The organism is Aquitalea sp. FG25 (assembly GCF_057809375.1).
This window is the reverse complement of sequence record NZ_JBMDJV010000011.1, coordinates 35,985-49,854: the sequence shown is the minus strand read 5'-3', so window position 1 is coordinate 49,854 and position 13,870 is coordinate 35,985. Positions and strand designations below refer to the sequence as shown.

The 13,870-nt window shown below is 53.2% G+C and carries 15 protein-coding genes and 1 tRNA gene; 7 read left to right on the top strand and 9 right to left on the bottom strand.

Features of this window, described 5'->3' with window-relative positions; genetic code table 11:
- The first annotated feature begins 62 nt into the window (after positions 1 to 62).
- Together ACODR9_RS11400 and ACODR9_RS11395 are read left to right on the top strand one after the other, a co-directional pair.
- Positions 63 to 269 (top strand): hypothetical protein, encoded by a 207-nt coding sequence (locus tag ACODR9_RS11400; protein WP_488809388.1) that lies wholly within the window; start codon positions 63 to 65, stop codon positions 267 to 269.
- 225 nt (positions 270 to 494) lie between these two features.
- The gene (locus tag ACODR9_RS11395; protein ID WP_488809387.1) at positions 495 to 1,676 is read left to right on the top strand and encodes a type VI immunity family protein; all 1,182 of its coding nucleotides are present in this window, start codon (positions 495 to 497) and stop codon (positions 1,674 to 1,676) included.
- A gap of 95 nt (positions 1,677 to 1,771) precedes the next feature.
- Here ACODR9_RS11395 and ACODR9_RS11390 read toward each other — a convergent pair whose 3' ends face one another.
- Together ACODR9_RS11390 and ACODR9_RS11385 are read right to left on the bottom strand one after the other, a co-directional pair.
- Complete coding sequence (locus ACODR9_RS11390) at positions 1,772 to 2,656, bottom strand: GTPase family protein (protein ID WP_488809386.1); 885 nt, start codon at positions 2,654 to 2,656, stop codon at positions 1,772 to 1,774.
- An 81-nt stretch (positions 2,657 to 2,737) separates the two neighbouring features.
- Positions 2,738 to 3,403: a hypothetical protein gene (locus ACODR9_RS11385; protein WP_488809385.1), complete on the bottom strand. Its 666-nt coding sequence runs from the start codon at positions 3,401 to 3,403 to the stop codon at positions 2,738 to 2,740.
- 131 nt (positions 3,404 to 3,534) lie between these two features.
- Here ACODR9_RS11385 and ACODR9_RS11380 point away from each other — a divergent pair, with 131 nt between their 5' ends.
- A complete protein-coding gene (locus tag ACODR9_RS11380; RefSeq protein WP_488809384.1) occupies positions 3,535 to 3,885 on the top strand; it encodes a helix-turn-helix domain-containing protein in 351 nt (116 codons plus the stop codon).
- Here ACODR9_RS11380 and ACODR9_RS11375 read toward each other — a convergent pair.
- From ACODR9_RS11375 to ACODR9_RS11360, 4 genes are all read right to left on the bottom strand, one after another.
- Complete coding sequence (locus tag ACODR9_RS11375) at positions 3,872 to 4,771, bottom strand: recombination directionality factor (protein ID WP_488809382.1); 900 nt, start codon at positions 4,769 to 4,771, stop codon at positions 3,872 to 3,874. The two genes, ACODR9_RS11380 and ACODR9_RS11375, sit on opposite strands and share 14 nt — an antisense overlap.
- On the bottom strand, positions 4,768 to 5,751 hold the full coding sequence (locus ACODR9_RS11370) for a YqaJ viral recombinase family nuclease (RefSeq protein WP_488809380.1): 984 nt from the start codon (positions 5,749 to 5,751) through the stop codon (positions 4,768 to 4,770). The genes ACODR9_RS11375 and ACODR9_RS11370 overlap by 4 nt, the downstream gene beginning before the upstream one ends.
- 178 nt (positions 5,752 to 5,929) lie before the next feature.
- On the bottom strand, positions 5,930 to 6,391 hold the full coding sequence (locus ACODR9_RS11365) for a hypothetical protein (RefSeq protein WP_488809379.1): 462 nt from the start codon (positions 6,389 to 6,391) through the stop codon (positions 5,930 to 5,932).
- Between the two features lie 4 nt (positions 6,392 to 6,395).
- A complete protein-coding gene (locus ACODR9_RS11360; protein WP_488809378.1) occupies positions 6,396 to 7,352 on the bottom strand; it encodes a DUF932 domain-containing protein in 957 nt (318 codons plus the stop codon).
- Positions 7,353 to 8,776: 1,424 nt separating this feature from the next.
- On the opposite strand from ACODR9_RS11360, the gene ACODR9_RS11355 reads away from it, so the two are divergent.
- The 4 genes from ACODR9_RS11355 to ACODR9_RS11340 all read left to right on the top strand — a co-directional run bounded on the left by ACODR9_RS11355 (position 8,777) and on the right by ACODR9_RS11340 (position 11,182).
- The gene (locus ACODR9_RS11355) at positions 8,777 to 9,325 is read left to right on the top strand and encodes a hypothetical protein (RefSeq protein ID WP_488809377.1); all 549 of its coding nucleotides are present in this window, start codon (positions 8,777 to 8,779) and stop codon (positions 9,323 to 9,325) included.
- Positions 9,326 to 9,752: 427 nt separating this feature from the next.
- A complete protein-coding gene (locus ACODR9_RS11350; protein WP_488809376.1) occupies positions 9,753 to 9,971 on the top strand; it encodes a DUF6500 family protein in 219 nt (72 codons plus the stop codon).
- Positions 9,972 to 10,146: 175 nt separating this feature from the next.
- Complete coding sequence (locus ACODR9_RS11345; RefSeq protein WP_488809375.1) at positions 10,147 to 10,587, top strand: GNAT family N-acetyltransferase; 441 nt, start codon at positions 10,147 to 10,149, stop codon at positions 10,585 to 10,587.
- A gap of 145 nt (positions 10,588 to 10,732) precedes the next feature.
- Positions 10,733 to 11,182, top strand: a complete 450-nt coding sequence (locus tag ACODR9_RS11340; RefSeq protein WP_488809374.1) for a RidA family protein — start codon at positions 10,733 to 10,735, stop codon at positions 11,180 to 11,182.
- A 235-nt stretch (positions 11,183 to 11,417) separates the two neighbouring features.
- Here the strand turns inward: ACODR9_RS11340 and ACODR9_RS11335 are convergent, their stop codons facing one another.
- The 3 genes from ACODR9_RS11335 to ispB form a co-directional block, all read right to left on the bottom strand.
- Positions 11,418 to 12,620: a tyrosine-type recombinase/integrase gene (locus ACODR9_RS11335; protein WP_488809373.1), complete on the bottom strand. Its 1,203-nt coding sequence runs from the start codon at positions 12,618 to 12,620 to the stop codon at positions 11,418 to 11,420.
- A 176-nt stretch (positions 12,621 to 12,796) separates the two neighbouring features.
- Positions 12,797 to 12,871: transfer RNA gene (locus tag ACODR9_RS11330), tRNA-Arg, on the bottom strand.
- Between the two features lie 11 nt (positions 12,872 to 12,882).
- Positions 12,883 to 13,851 (bottom strand): octaprenyl diphosphate synthase, encoded by a 969-nt coding sequence (gene ispB / locus ACODR9_RS11325; RefSeq protein ID WP_488809372.1) that lies wholly within the window; start codon positions 13,849 to 13,851, stop codon positions 12,883 to 12,885.
- Positions 13,852 to 13,870: the final 19 nt, after the last annotated feature.

Sequence of the window (13,870 nt, the reverse complement as noted above, 5' to 3'; positions counted from 1 at the left end):
GCCCGGTTCCGGTTTCCACCCCAGGCTACATCCAGGATTGGGGTCTACAGCTGCAGCGCGAGTTGAATGAAATGTGGGCTAGCGCCAAAAAAGGCATGGCCGGACTGGCACAAGACACCCAGGCTTGGCTGGCCAGTGAGGCAGCTTGGCTGTTAGCGTCCGGCCGCTGGGTGCGCGACCAGGCAAGCCATTCATGGACCTGGGTCAACGAGCAGGGACAGGTGCTGGCGCGTTGGACCGAAGAACAGCTGAAGGCGGTATGGGCCTAAATTGAGCGTTACTGCGACATCGCCTGGAATGAGATTCGCCAGATTGAGTGGGGGCAGATTTTGCTCAACGTGAGCAAGGTTGTCGTCGGCATCGCGCTGGTGGTGGCTGGTGCCGTGGTGCTGGTCCTCGCCTTACCGGCAGAACTGGTCGCGGGTTTCCTGGCCTGCGTAGGGATACTTGGTGGCGCCACAGTCGCGTCAGCCGGATGATTTAGGAATTGCACAATGGAACAAAAAGAGATGCTGCAGCCACTGCGTCGGCTGCATCAGTATCAAGATGAATTGACTTGGAATTTGGGTTCTGATGACAGTATTGTCATTCGACCGGGTTTGATTGCTACATTTTTCTTTGAAAAGGGTAGCACCCCAGAGGTTAGGAAAAAACTCATTGCGTGTTTTGATAAGTTTTATTCACTCTTTGGAGGGAAACTAAGGGGGCAAAAATACATGGATGCCAAAACTAAAAAGATGGGGGCATCCGACTATCAAAAGTCCAGAAATAAGATATTGGATATCACTGATCCGCATGAGCGGATTGAGTGGTTTGTAAGTAGCGAAGCCGTGCCTGACTTGGCACCGGAATACTCGGTTTCCTGCTTGACGCAGCAAAGTATCCATGAGAGCTGGGGCAACAAATCGTTTTTCAAGATCGTGTTGCCTGCCACTACGGTGTTTGACGAAGCAGAACTTGGCCAATACCAGGAGTTGGTCACATTTATATGCGAGGCTTTGCAACCTGTCCATGGTTATGGCGGTTTGTCTCCCATTCTGCCCTATGACTATCATCGGTATTTACCGAATGAATATGAGCTTGCCCAGCGCTTCATTGGCTTAAATATCGATACCCGCTCATTTAGTGCTGGCGGGTTCGAGCTGAAGAACCGCATTAAGGGTGTAGATTGGTACACATTTCTGGGAAATGAGTTCGTACAGCAGCTCAATAGTGAAGAGACAATTCGAGCTGCACTTGCACCTTGGCCAGATATCACCTTTAGTCACTATGCTGGTGGCTTGATTATCCAGGCCGGCAAGTATCCCGACCTGGGTGCCCCGGAAGATGGCGCGCCCATCCCCTATGTGGCGGTAAGTCGCGTGGTGAAGCCGGTGCGTACCACTGAGCCGGGCTCGCTCCACTATTACTTGCCGCAGCAGAATGGTTTTGACACAGCAGATACGGTGAGTTGGTACGAGCGCTTTGATACAGTACCGTTGCCCATAGCCCCACCTAAGTCAGCCCCCGTTATCGAAGGAAAGCGCTGCGAAGCCGGCCAACCCTGCCCGGAAAGCGGTACTTGGTGGACGCCGGCTAAAGAAAACGCGCAGCGCTATTTCGAGCAAGGTGAGTTGATGCCTGATTTCCCTGACTCGGTTTATGGCAGCACCATCTGGTATCTGCAGTGCGAATAACCGAATTCTGATCTGTTACCAAGTTTCCCACAAAAAAAAGAAATCCAGTGCTAGTACAGCATAGCGGGCAAGGCCGAAGCCTTGCCCGCTATGCCCTACCAGTTGAACAGCCTGTCCAGCCAGCTTTCCACCTTGCTGGAAATCACTGACCAGCCTTCCCGCAGGATGCAGGTGGCGGTTTCCTTGATGGTTTCCCACAGCCCTTTGCTTGCCGTCTGGTACGCATGCCCTGACACGTACTCAGGCTTGGTTTCCCGGGCAATCGCCCACTTTTTTTGATTAGGCAGCAGGGTGACGATTTGCTCGACCAGCCCGGTGAGACCATAGCCTTCTTCTGCCGAGGTGACACAGATATGGTCGAGGGCGATGTCGAAGGTTTGGGACAGCTGGATCTGCTTGCGGCTTAGATTGCTTTGCTGGCTGCTGCTCGGTAGATGCCGTTCGTGGTCCCACTCCCAACATGGGGCGACTTTGTCCACCTGGCTGATCACAAACAATACCGGGATGTCCCGATCTGCCAGGTAAGGGCGGATGACGCTGTTGAACACCTGCTGGTCAATGGCTAAGGCCCTGTCATCGGCTTTGACCACCCACAGGATCAGATCCAGCTCTGGGAGTAGCCGCTGGTACAGCTCGGTGTATTCCTGATCCCGACCGATACTTTCCCCGACACCCGGCACATCGATTAAGGCAATTCCTTTCCCATTTTTATACGCCAGGGTGTATTCCTGTGGGTAGCGGGTACAGGCGGCAATATCATCCACTTCGGCAATCTCCTGACCGAACAGGGCATTGCACAAGCTGGACTTGCCACCCCCGGTTTTACCCATGATGCCGACCACGGCCTGATAGTTGACCAGCTGTTCGATACGCGCCTGCAGTTCTTCACGCTGTGCCTGGGTAAAGGCCTGGCCATGTAGGTTGAGGGTGTTGCTGAGGTAGGCGAGCATCTGCTCGCCATGGCTTATTGGAAAAATCATGGTTTGCTCCACGTCTAGAAACGACAACGCCCATCCCGTGGTGACGGCGATGGGCGCTGGCTGATGTAGGGGGTGGATGGCTTACTGTTGTGCCATCCAGCCGTTATCGGTCTTGATCATGATGTAGCTGTCACTGAATGGCACATCCACATCGCTGGTGTATTGCTCGATGGAGGCCGGGTGTTGAAACAGCTTGTTGATAAGTGGGATGCCCAATTTAGGGCAGGTTTTCCAGAGATTCTGCGCCAAAGTGGTTTTTCCACTCGACGGCATGCCTTCAGTTAATCGTTGCTCGGCACTGTCACCTACCCAGCTAATATTGGCGTAGTAGTCATTGGCGATGTCCGGGTAAGCCTTTTCGAAATCCGTGACCGATTTACCAGGATTCGCCGCCATGAACTGATCCAGGCTGGTTTCGTACTTCTGGCGTACAGCCTTGCCGTGCTCCACTTTCTCTTTGAGATCTGCATAGAGCTTGGGATAGGTCTCAGTAATGTATTGCTTGTTCTCCGGGGTCGGTGAGATGCGGACGTTGTATTTCACCTGAACTACATAGCTGCCATCGTTTTGGGGGATGCCATTGACGCGCTCATAATCCACTACCTTGAGCTGATCGCAGCCACTAAAAATGCTTTCAGTGACCCGCAGTGCATCACTGGTAGAAGGTGCATCCGAGTTGCAGCCGGTCAGCATGGCACCGGTCAGCAGCAGGAGGGGGAGGGTGAGTAGTGTCTGTCTGGATTGCATGGTATTTCCTTTGTTAAGCATTTTGTCATCCTGAAATGTCTGAAAGCATCTCAATGAGATGATGTTCATCTTTTAAGGATGTTCATGTCAATGGGGTGATTTGCCACCATTCGAGTGGAATGGAGAATGCGATGGCAAAAATGAAGGTGGACGCACTGGCGCTGAGCGTTGGCAAGGCGATTGCGGCACGACGGCAAGAAGCCGGATTGACCCAGGAGCAGGTTGCAACACGACTGGATATTGGCAATGAAGCGGTATCGCGGATGGAGCGGGGGCTAGTGATGCCGACGGTGGCCCGCCTGCTGGAACTAGCGGGCCTGTTTAACTGCGAGGCCTCATCCCTACTGGTGGAATCCAGCAATCGACCGACCGAGCAGGCACAGCACCTGGCACAGATGCTGGCCCGCCTGGACAGTGCGGATCGGGAGATGGTGCTGGCGATGGTTGAACAACTGACCCACCGCCTGGCTAAGCCGTCTTAACGGCACCCAACTTGGAAGTGAGCCGGGTAGGGCGCGATACCGCCTTCGGCTTCTCCTCCTGTTCGCCAGCACTGCCTTCCACTGCTGGATAAAACTCCTCCAGCAGCTGCGGTACTTCCTCCTCGGTATCCTCGAACTGACCGTTCTGCAGCAATAGCCGGGCGGCTTGCTCCAGTTCGGCAGTGTCGATGCCAGCTTCCAGTTGTTCATCCGCTGCCTTGCGTGCCGCACTGACGGCTTCGGCCAGCGTCTGGCCATCGCGTAGTGTCAGATCGACGTAGTACACCGGGGTACGGTGCGACTGGGTGGTGCTCTTGGCGCGTAGACGTAATAGCAGCGGCAGATGCTTGGTGTGACCGCCACTGGCGGCTTCGTAATACTTCAAGCGTGCGGCCAGGGTGCGTACCGAGTTGTAGCCGGTAGTACGGAAGATGAAGCTGCCCAGCTCATCCTGCTGTCCTTCTACCTGCACATTGAGCCGGCCATACAGCTTGCAGCCCAGCTCCTTGGCCAGCGGACAACGGTCCGGACCTGCACACCCGATCTCTTCCATGCCCTGACTGGTTACCCGCCGTGCCGTTTCTCCGTTACCGACACACACTGGCCGACCGTTATTTCGGTCGAAGGCACTGTATTCGGCGCGCAGGTTCAGCTCGCTATCGTTGAACAGCAGCTGGATCGGAATAGCCCGGATCTTACCGTTCTGTGCCTGCTCCGACAGCGCTTGGTGTAAGGGATGCAGCAACCAGCCATCCCGGCTTTGTACCTGGGTGGTTAACGAAAAGCTGTCATCCTTCTCCGGCAGCCACCGTTCCTGCTTCTGCACCAGCTTGCCAATGCTGATACGCCCGATCACGGGCGGGGTAATGGCGAGACCCTTGATCATGTTGATTTCCTTTCAGTCTGAATGACAAAGCGCCGGGAACCGGCAATGGACTTGCTGTACTGGGCGATTAAGGTGGGGTGGTCTTGCGACAGCCGTTCGACATCAGGGGCAACGCGATCCTTGGCGCGCTTCCAGGTAATACGGCCAGACTCGAACACGGCAGCAGAGGCATGACCCAGAACGTTCTGGATCTGCTGGCGGATGGCTGCCTCTTTGGCTTCGGCATCCTCCTTCCTTTGCCGTTCAGCCAATAGGGCAGAGAACAGCCGGTTTCCTTCAATCGATTCCGACAGATCGATGGTCTGGCCATCGTCACGAGGGAACAGCCACGACAGCGCAGCACCTGCATCATCCGAACCATCCGGTGCTGGCTGGGTATCCATCAACACGTGCTGCCAGAACACCGTTTCCCGGGCGATCAAGTCGGCGATCTTGTCTTCATCCCGATTCACCCGATAGATCCGGAAATCCTGACCACCAATCAACACGGCGACGTCGGCCCAAGCGTGTCCTGTTACGGCCAACTGATGCAGCACTTGGCATTGATAGGCAACCGGAATGCCTTCTTCCCACTGTGGGGCAGAATGGTAGCTGGCTGTCTTGATTTCCAGAATGCCCCAGCCCTCATCAGGACAACGCACCTCCCGATCCAGATTGGCCAGCATGAAACGGTGTGTTGGGTGCTGCAGTACCGCATTCACCCGCCGTACCTTGCGACCGGTACGCTCGGCATAGACCCGGGCCAGGATGGGTTCCAGAATCGTGCCCCAGATGACAGGCTCTTTCTCCGACAGATCTTCCGGCTCCTTGCGACCTGTCTTCTCCAGCCACAACGATAGCGGGCACTTGTACGGAGACAGCCCAATCGCCGGGGCGGCATCAGACGAACCAATGCCTAGCTGGCGAATGCGCAGCCATTCATCACGAGACAACTTCAGGGTAGAGGCCAGACGAATGGCCTGTGCGTAGCGTTCAGCCATGGCGAAACACTCCTTATAAAGGCATAAAGCCCGGCAGCAAGGCTGACCGGGCGATGAATGAAATAAATGGGGGAGCAGAAGCAAGAGAAACGACAGCAGAGAAAACGACAAGGGAAATCAGGCAGAACAGTAGAAAGGCAGAAGAGACCAGTAGCAAAAAATCAGACCAACAACGGCTTCACGATGGCGCAGCCGGCACAATCACCGGTAGCTCTGTAGAGAGCGTCAGCAGGATCTGGCGGATGGCGGGCCACTGTTGTGGCTGACTGCGTAGCATGAACTCGCCAGCCAACCTCACCAGACAGGCTTTGACCCAATCGAGGGAAGGGGGCAGACCATCATGTAGCACGATCCACTCAGCAATAGCACTTCCCAGAGTTTCGGTCACTTCGTAATGCCACACCCCGGGTGGGACCTGATCCAGTTGGTCGTACAAGGTGTCAGCCAGTGCTGCCACCATCGGTGCGTACTGCACCAGTTCGGCATGCAGCTCCAGACAGCCAGCACTCCAGATCACCAGCAGACTGCGCTCGGCATCGGGACCGTCGTATGCCACACCCAGGCTGTTCCAGGTGCAGAAGTCCCGCATACCTGCCGTCAGACAGGCAGCGGTCAACGCAATGCATTGCACGGATGCCATGGCTCTACTCCACCAGGGCCAGTGCATGCTCCAGCGCCTTGCCCTTGAGCTGGGCCCCCTGGCCGAACCAGGCGGAATCCAGTCGATAATCCTGGCTTCGCGCACGACGGCGATGATCGACATACTCGGTCATGGCATTCACCAGGCCCCAGGCAGTACCACGAGTACCGGCCAACAGCGAGCCCATGCCCCCACCGCTATACAGCGCTGATACCTGCTGCAGGGCTTTGGAGGTCACCGCATCCTCAGTCCCTGCCAGCAACGGTTCGTCCAGGACTGCACGGAAGAACTGGCACGCTTCTTCCGGTGACACCGTACGCTGCGACAGCTGCTTGATATTGCCGATGAAACGGTCCCAGGCGGACAAGCCAAGGCCCAGTGCATCCTTTACCTGCTGTGGATCGAACACGGTGGAGTGGGGCACCTTCACTGCACCGGTTCTGTCCTTCACCGCCATCTGCAGTGTGTTGTTGCACACCACCCGTACCGAGGTGAACTGGGCTGTGGTGCACAGCGTGCCGTCACAACTGGTGGCCAGCAGCAGATAGGCCTTCACCCGATCACCACCTTTCAGCAGGGCTTCCTGCCCAGTTTTGGCCAGTGCCCACAACTTACGCCCACCCTTCAAGACGCCAGCTGTTTCCAGCTCAAAGCCACCGGCACTGACCAGGTCGCGATAGAACTCCAGTACTTCAGACGGCTGCACGACCTTGTAACGCGGCGAGACCACCGACAGTGGTGCTAGGGAGTCTGACCGATATAGCACCTTGGAATCAGCAAACGGCCGGATGTGCATGCCGTCTTCAGCCACGTTGAACAAGACATCACTCTGTTCGATACGCCAGTCCATGCCGGCTTCAGTCAGCCACACTTCCAGCGGTTGCTGCGGAGACAAGGGATTGCCCAGACCATGCCAGGGCGTGGCTCCGACGAAAGCCATGGATTCGATGAGATGGGACATGAGATCACTCCAATGAAAATGGCCCCGTCAAAACGGAGGCCAGGGCATAAAGGACACCCGAAGTGGGTGTCGCTGTGCTGGTTCAAGGGGGTGATATAAGGCTGAAAAAATCTGGATTACATTCTCTTCGGATCGGCGGATGTTCGGCCTAAGCGGTCCTTCCCCAGCTTGCTAGGCAACGGCCGGTTTACACGGAACTTCGGACAGGCACGCACTCGGCAGCCATTCAACGGGGGAGAAACGAGAGAGAATTGTGATGGAATTGCTAATCGTCAATGGTATGACATTGTAGTAAAATAAGGCTTTATAATTGCACGAGTTTGCCATGCTTGCTCTCAAACTCACTTTAGTTCCTATTTTTCTATTGCTCGTTTCTATGTCGGGAAAATGGTGGGGGCCATCAATCGCGGGGTGGCTCGCAGGATTGCCAGTCGTCGCGGGCCCCATCCTATACCTTTTGGTACTTGAGCACGGCCCAACTTTTGGAGCACATGCCGCTACGCTATCACTTTCTGCGATCCTAGCATCTGAGGCCTTCAATTTTTCCTACGCATGGGTGTGCCGTTCTCGATTATGGCCTAGCGCTCTAACTGCCGGCCTAGTTACATGGCTTGTATCTGCGAGCGCTCTATCGCAAATTCCGACATCCCCAATATGGGCGCTAAGTATCGCCCTAGTTGCAGTATTGTTTGGTCAATCCTTTTTGCCCCGTAGTTCTGCTGTTGCTGCAGGGGCTCCGCTCACTCGCACCGATCTTATAGGGCGGATGTTGGCCGGCATGATGCTCACATTGTTGGTAACGTCAGTATCTGGCTGGGCGGGGGCAAAGTGGAGTGGGCTACTTGCAGTATTCCCTTTGCTTGGAATTGTCCTATCGGTATCGTCTCATCGCGCCCATGGAGCAGACTTCGTTATCTCGCTGCTACGGGGTATGGTCTTGGGCAGGTTTTCTTTTGCGGCCTTTTGCCTGTTTCTTTCGCTCACTTTACCTCATCAACAACCAATCCCAGCCTTTGTCGAAGCGGCTACCATAGCAATGTTCGTACAGTGGTGTAGCAAACGACTAGCAACTGCACATCGTGTACAAACACAAACTACTGCTGCAATATCACCAGAATAGGCCGCCGTGCACGTTGTTATTGCTTGTTTAGCGACTCTCTCCCATGTCCAATTATTTATCGGCAGAGGGTCGTTTTAATACATTGACGGTGGGCCGCTCTCGGCCAGATGCAGCCATTGCCGAGATACGAAGCCAAAGTCTCAATTTATGCACTAGAAATGCTTACTCAAAGATAAAGACAAAGCCAAAGCCAATGCAACGCCAACGCCCTCCATCCAGGTTCTGCAAGTTATTTGCTTGGACATTTCTACTCCCCATTCAGAGCCATGCGGACACAGGATCCTTTGGTTCTGGCATTCTGAACATGCTTTGGGTCATCTTAGGCATCTGGGGTGCACTTACCGTGCTGCTATTCAATTTACTTCGTGGTAAGCCGCAATTAAGGCGGAACATTATTACTGGACTATTTTTTCTCTCACCATTATTGATAATGGGCAGCTCCATTTTCATCGAACAGTCATTCCAAAAAAATAATGATCAACCCAAAGTTACAATCCAAACACAGAATGTATGCGGCGTAGTCTTTCCTCGCGGAAGTAAAGCGTCTTATGATGAAAGTGGGAATCTAGAATCAATTTACAGCCCATCTCCAGTTAAACTCGGCAACATTCTGATCAATAGTTTGATTTTCATCGAAGATAACTGTCGCAGTGAAATTAGAGCTGACGTTACTGCCGGCACGATCCTTCATGGATGGCCGTGCGGAGAGTCGACATTCTCCCCATCTGCGGAGGGCCCAATACTGAAAGGATGTTTTTTAGCAGCGCCAGTCCAAAAGGGACAACATATATGGGAAGCCGGCGCCTATATCGAATTCGATGCAGACTTCCAGCCAACACCTTTGTCGATGTAGCCACATCGACAGACTGTGTAGCACCCATTCGGGACATGGGTGTGTCTGGAATTTAGTGTTAACCAACCGTTCTTAACTCAACTATCGAAAGACCGTTTCAGCCGAACTACGGTAGTTTAGTGGACGCATCCAAGATGACGGCTTTGGGTCGTTTAATACATTGACCGTGAGCTGCTTTTAGCCAGGAGCGGCTATTGCATATATACGAAGCCAAATACCTAAATTCGACAAAATTCGCTGTTTAGTACAGCTGCGGCTAATGACCTGTTTGTAAAGAACTCTAGGCGTGCCAAATGCATCGCTGGTGCTAGGCAGGTGCATTATTTCAAAATCATGATAATGAAGATATTGGCAGGGCAAAATGCATTATCGGTCACTTTTTATATAATCAAGCAATAGTCCGTCAACCTAATAGGATCTAGTTATAATGCGGGTATCGTTGAGGCAAAAAATAATTCAGGTTTGCGAAAGAAAAATCAGTGAGAAGGGAGCTGATGTTGGATTGTCTTTTTATGCATTTTTTTCCAACAAAAATAGCGATCCAGAACTTTTGATGGAAGCCGCAAAATGGTGGATACAAACCCACAAGCTGGATCATTTCGAAAAAGCATTAAAAATAAAAAAATTGATTGAACAAGGTGCATGAAGCATCTGGAAGTTAATGCTATTTATTTTTTATTGTTGGTGCGGCACATAGGTCTCATATTAAAAACAACTTTATTCATTGTTGATAATTATCAATACGATCGCTTCTGCGATTAATCAATATTTTTTAGTCATCACTAATTATGGCTGGTTAGTTATTTATTTCTGGAGATTTCATGGTTTGTGAAGAAATTACATTACGGCAGGCTCAGCTCGCCGATGAAAATTTTCTCCTTGATCTGCGCAAGCAAGTAATGACTGAACACTTGGCGCGCGTTGGAGAACCGACCGATGATGATTCGCATCTTCAACGTGTACGCTATCAATACGATGGAGCCAAGATTGTTCTCATCAATGGCAATGCTGCAGGGCTAGTGAAAGTTTTCAAAACTGAAAAAAAATGGAACATCATTCAAATTCAAATCCTGCCAAGGTTTCAGGGAAAAGGGATTGGCCAGTTTATTATTTACACCTTGCTTGAGGATGCAAAGCGAAATGGGGTTGTGGTTCGTCTCAGCGTCTTACGTGGCAACCCAGCTAGGCGGTTATATGAAAAGCTAGGCTTTTGCCTAGAATCCGAAACTGGCAAAGAATATTGCCTTGTATTCAAGTCCTGATGGGTTCTCAACTAGATAACTAAAATCAATGGCAGATTGCCTGAATGTGGCAACGCCAGCTAACAGTGGCATTGCCGCCGCACAGGACTGCAACTGCCAACAGACGCTCAAGCGGAACTACGGTAGTTTAGTGGACACATCCAGAATGACGGTTCTGGGTCGTAAGCTACCATCTGGAAAGTCAATAAATAAGCAAGGGAAAAACATGCCGAGAGAGTTTGTAAGGTGCGATTTATTTCAACCAATCGGCCCATACAGTCATGCTGTCAAGTCTGGCAATATGATTTTCGTCTCTGGAACACCGGGAGTTGATCCGAAATCAGGAGAATTGGCTGGACATACTGCATATGCGCAGGCAGCGCAGGAAATACGAAATGTAATTGATTGTATTGTCGCCGCAGGTGGGAGCGAAGCTGACATCACGATGGTCCAAGTGAATTTGGTTCATGTAGACGATTTTACTGAAATGAACCGTGCGTACTCAGAGCATTTTTCTGAGCCATTTCCTGCTCGAACCGTCATCGGCATTGATGCGCTCCCCAAACCCGGAGCCCGGCTTACCATCAACGCTATGGCAGTATTGCAACCCAAGTGATGCCCCAATGCACAACATTCGAGTATGTCCGAAGTTCTGTGTAAAACGGCCGTTGCCTAGCAAACTGGGGAAGGACCGCCTCGGCCGAACTACCGCCGACCAAGCGGATGTATCGTAAGTGAGCAACCAATTTTACAAATCGACCAATTTGAGCCACCCCAGCCATTCAGGTTAAGCTGGAACAGGTATCCAATATTTGATGGAAAACCTGTCCTGGTTGCTCCGGAATGCGCGCTTATTGGTTCTGGTTTGCCAGAAATTCAGCCCACCACTCCATCATCTTAACTCGTTCCTCCATGTACTCCGCACGGTTGTAGGCAGCACGTACCTTGTTGGTTTCGACGTGAGATAGCTGACGTTCGATTGCATCAGGGTTAAAGCCTGCTTCGTTCAGGATGGTGGAGGCTGTAGCTCGGAAGCCATGTACATCAGCTTTGCCTTTGTAGCCCATGCTGTGTAGGGCTCTGCGTAGGGTTTCTGGTGACATGGGGCAGCGTGGGTCGTTGCGGTTGGGGAAGATGTGCTCACGCCCTCCGCTGATCTCTTCCATGCTGCGCAGGACCGCTATGGCGCGGCTAGAGAGCGGTACCAGGTGTGGCGGTGCGGTGTTCTTGAATTTTTCCTGTAGCTTGCGATGCTCTGGTGGAATGGTCCACAGAGCTTTATCGAAGTCGATCTCTTCCCATCTGGCCTGTGATAGTTCACCCACTCGGGTGAAAGTGAGTAGGGCCAGCTCCATCATCAGTGCGGTCTGCTTGTTGCCATCAAAGCTACCCAAGGACTTGAGAAAATCTGGCAAATCGTCCTGATGCAAGGCACGGCGTGGCGTTGATTGCTGGGTACGCAGGGTCTTAGCAAGTGGCGCTGCAGGGTTGGTGTCGCAGCGCTCGGTGCGGATGGCTAGGTCAAAGATGGAGGCACATCGCTGCTTTAGTCGTAGGGCAGTGTCGATCTTGCCTGCACGTTCAACCTTTTGGAGGACGGCCAGCAACTGCATCGGCTTGATCTGCGAAATCGGCAGTTCGCCCAGGAATGGGAAGATGTGTGTTTCAAGGGAGGACATCACGCGCTCTGCGTGATCTTTGCTCCACTCATGACTGGCACTGGCGTGCCATTCTCTGGCAATCAGTGCGAATGTGGTGGCTTTGGAAACACTAGCATTAAGCTTGTCGACTTGCTTTTGTAGGCTCGGGTCCGTGCCTTCAGCCAAGAGACGCCGTGCACCTTCCAGCTTGGAGCGTGCTTGTTTGAGCGTAGTTTCGGGGTAGGTGCCGAGAGCGAGGGTTTTTTGCTTGCCTGCATGGCGGTAGAAAAAGCGCCAGTACTTGGAACCATTCTGCATCACGATTAGATGCAGGCCTTTTCCATCAGCCAACTTCAGCTGCTTGCCATCTTCACTAGGCTTCAAAGCCTTTATTTGCGCGTCTGTCAGGGGCATGGTGGCCTCCTTTTGCTGGTATCTCATTTGTCATTTTTTAATTGTACCAGCAACTGTACCAGCAAAACCACTGGAAGTGGCTGGCCCTCCTCGGACATTATAGGCATAAAAAAAGCCGCAAACCCTTGCTGGGTGCGGCTTTGGTGGATGTTGCTGGACTTCTCTGGAAGTGTAAGTGGTGCCCCCGACAGGAATCGAACCTGTAACTGCCCCTTAGGAGGGGGCCGTTATATCCATTTAACTACGGAGACCTAAATCCGGATCAGGCGTTGCGGTTTACCGACAGGCGGGCCAGCTCAATTAGTGCCTGTTTTACCGGGGTGTCCGGCAGATCGGCAATGGCGGCCACGGCTTGTTCGGCGGCCTTGATGGCTTCGTTTTTGGCGTAGTCCAGCGCGCCGCAGGATTGTACCGCAGCCAATACCTCGTGGAAACGGTCACGGCTGGCGTTTTCCAGTGCCTGGCGCACCACCTCGGCGGCGGCGGCAGGGCCTTGGCGCATGGTGTAGATCAAGGGCAGGGTTGCCTTGCCTTCGGCCAGGTCGTCGCCCAGGCTCTTGCCAATGGTGTCGGCGTCGCCGCTGTAGTCCAGCACGTCGTCGATGATCTGGAAGGCGGTGCCCAGATACATGCCGTAATCAGACAATGCCTTGATCTGGGCTTCGCTGCCGCCGGCAATCAGCGCACCGACGCGGGCAGAGGCTTCAAACAGTTTGGCGGTTTTGTACTGGATCACCTGCAGGTAGTCTTGTTCGGACAGTTCGGTATTGCCGATATTCAAGAGCTGCAGTACTTCGCCTTCGGCGATGATGTTGGTGGCTTCGGCCATCACCTGCAGAATCTGCATATTATTGGTGGTCACCATCATCTGGAAGGCGCGGGTGTACAGGAAGTCGCCCACCAGCACACTGGCGGCATTGCCGAACAGGGCATTGGCAGTTTCGCGGCCACGACGCATGTCGGATTCGTCCACCACATCGTCGTGCAGCAAGGTGGCGGTGTGGATGAACTCGATCATGGCGGCCAGTTCGTACAGATGTGCGCCTTCGTAGCCCAGTGCCTTGCCGGACAATAGGGTGAGCACCGGGCGCAGGCGCTTGCCACCCGCAGAGATGATGTATTCCGCCACCTGGCGGATAAGCACTACATCGGAATGCAGGCGCGTGCGGATGACGCCATCTACGGTCTGCATGTCTTCAGCGATCAGGGTACGGAATAGCGGGGTGGACACGGTTTTAGCCAGTTGTTGG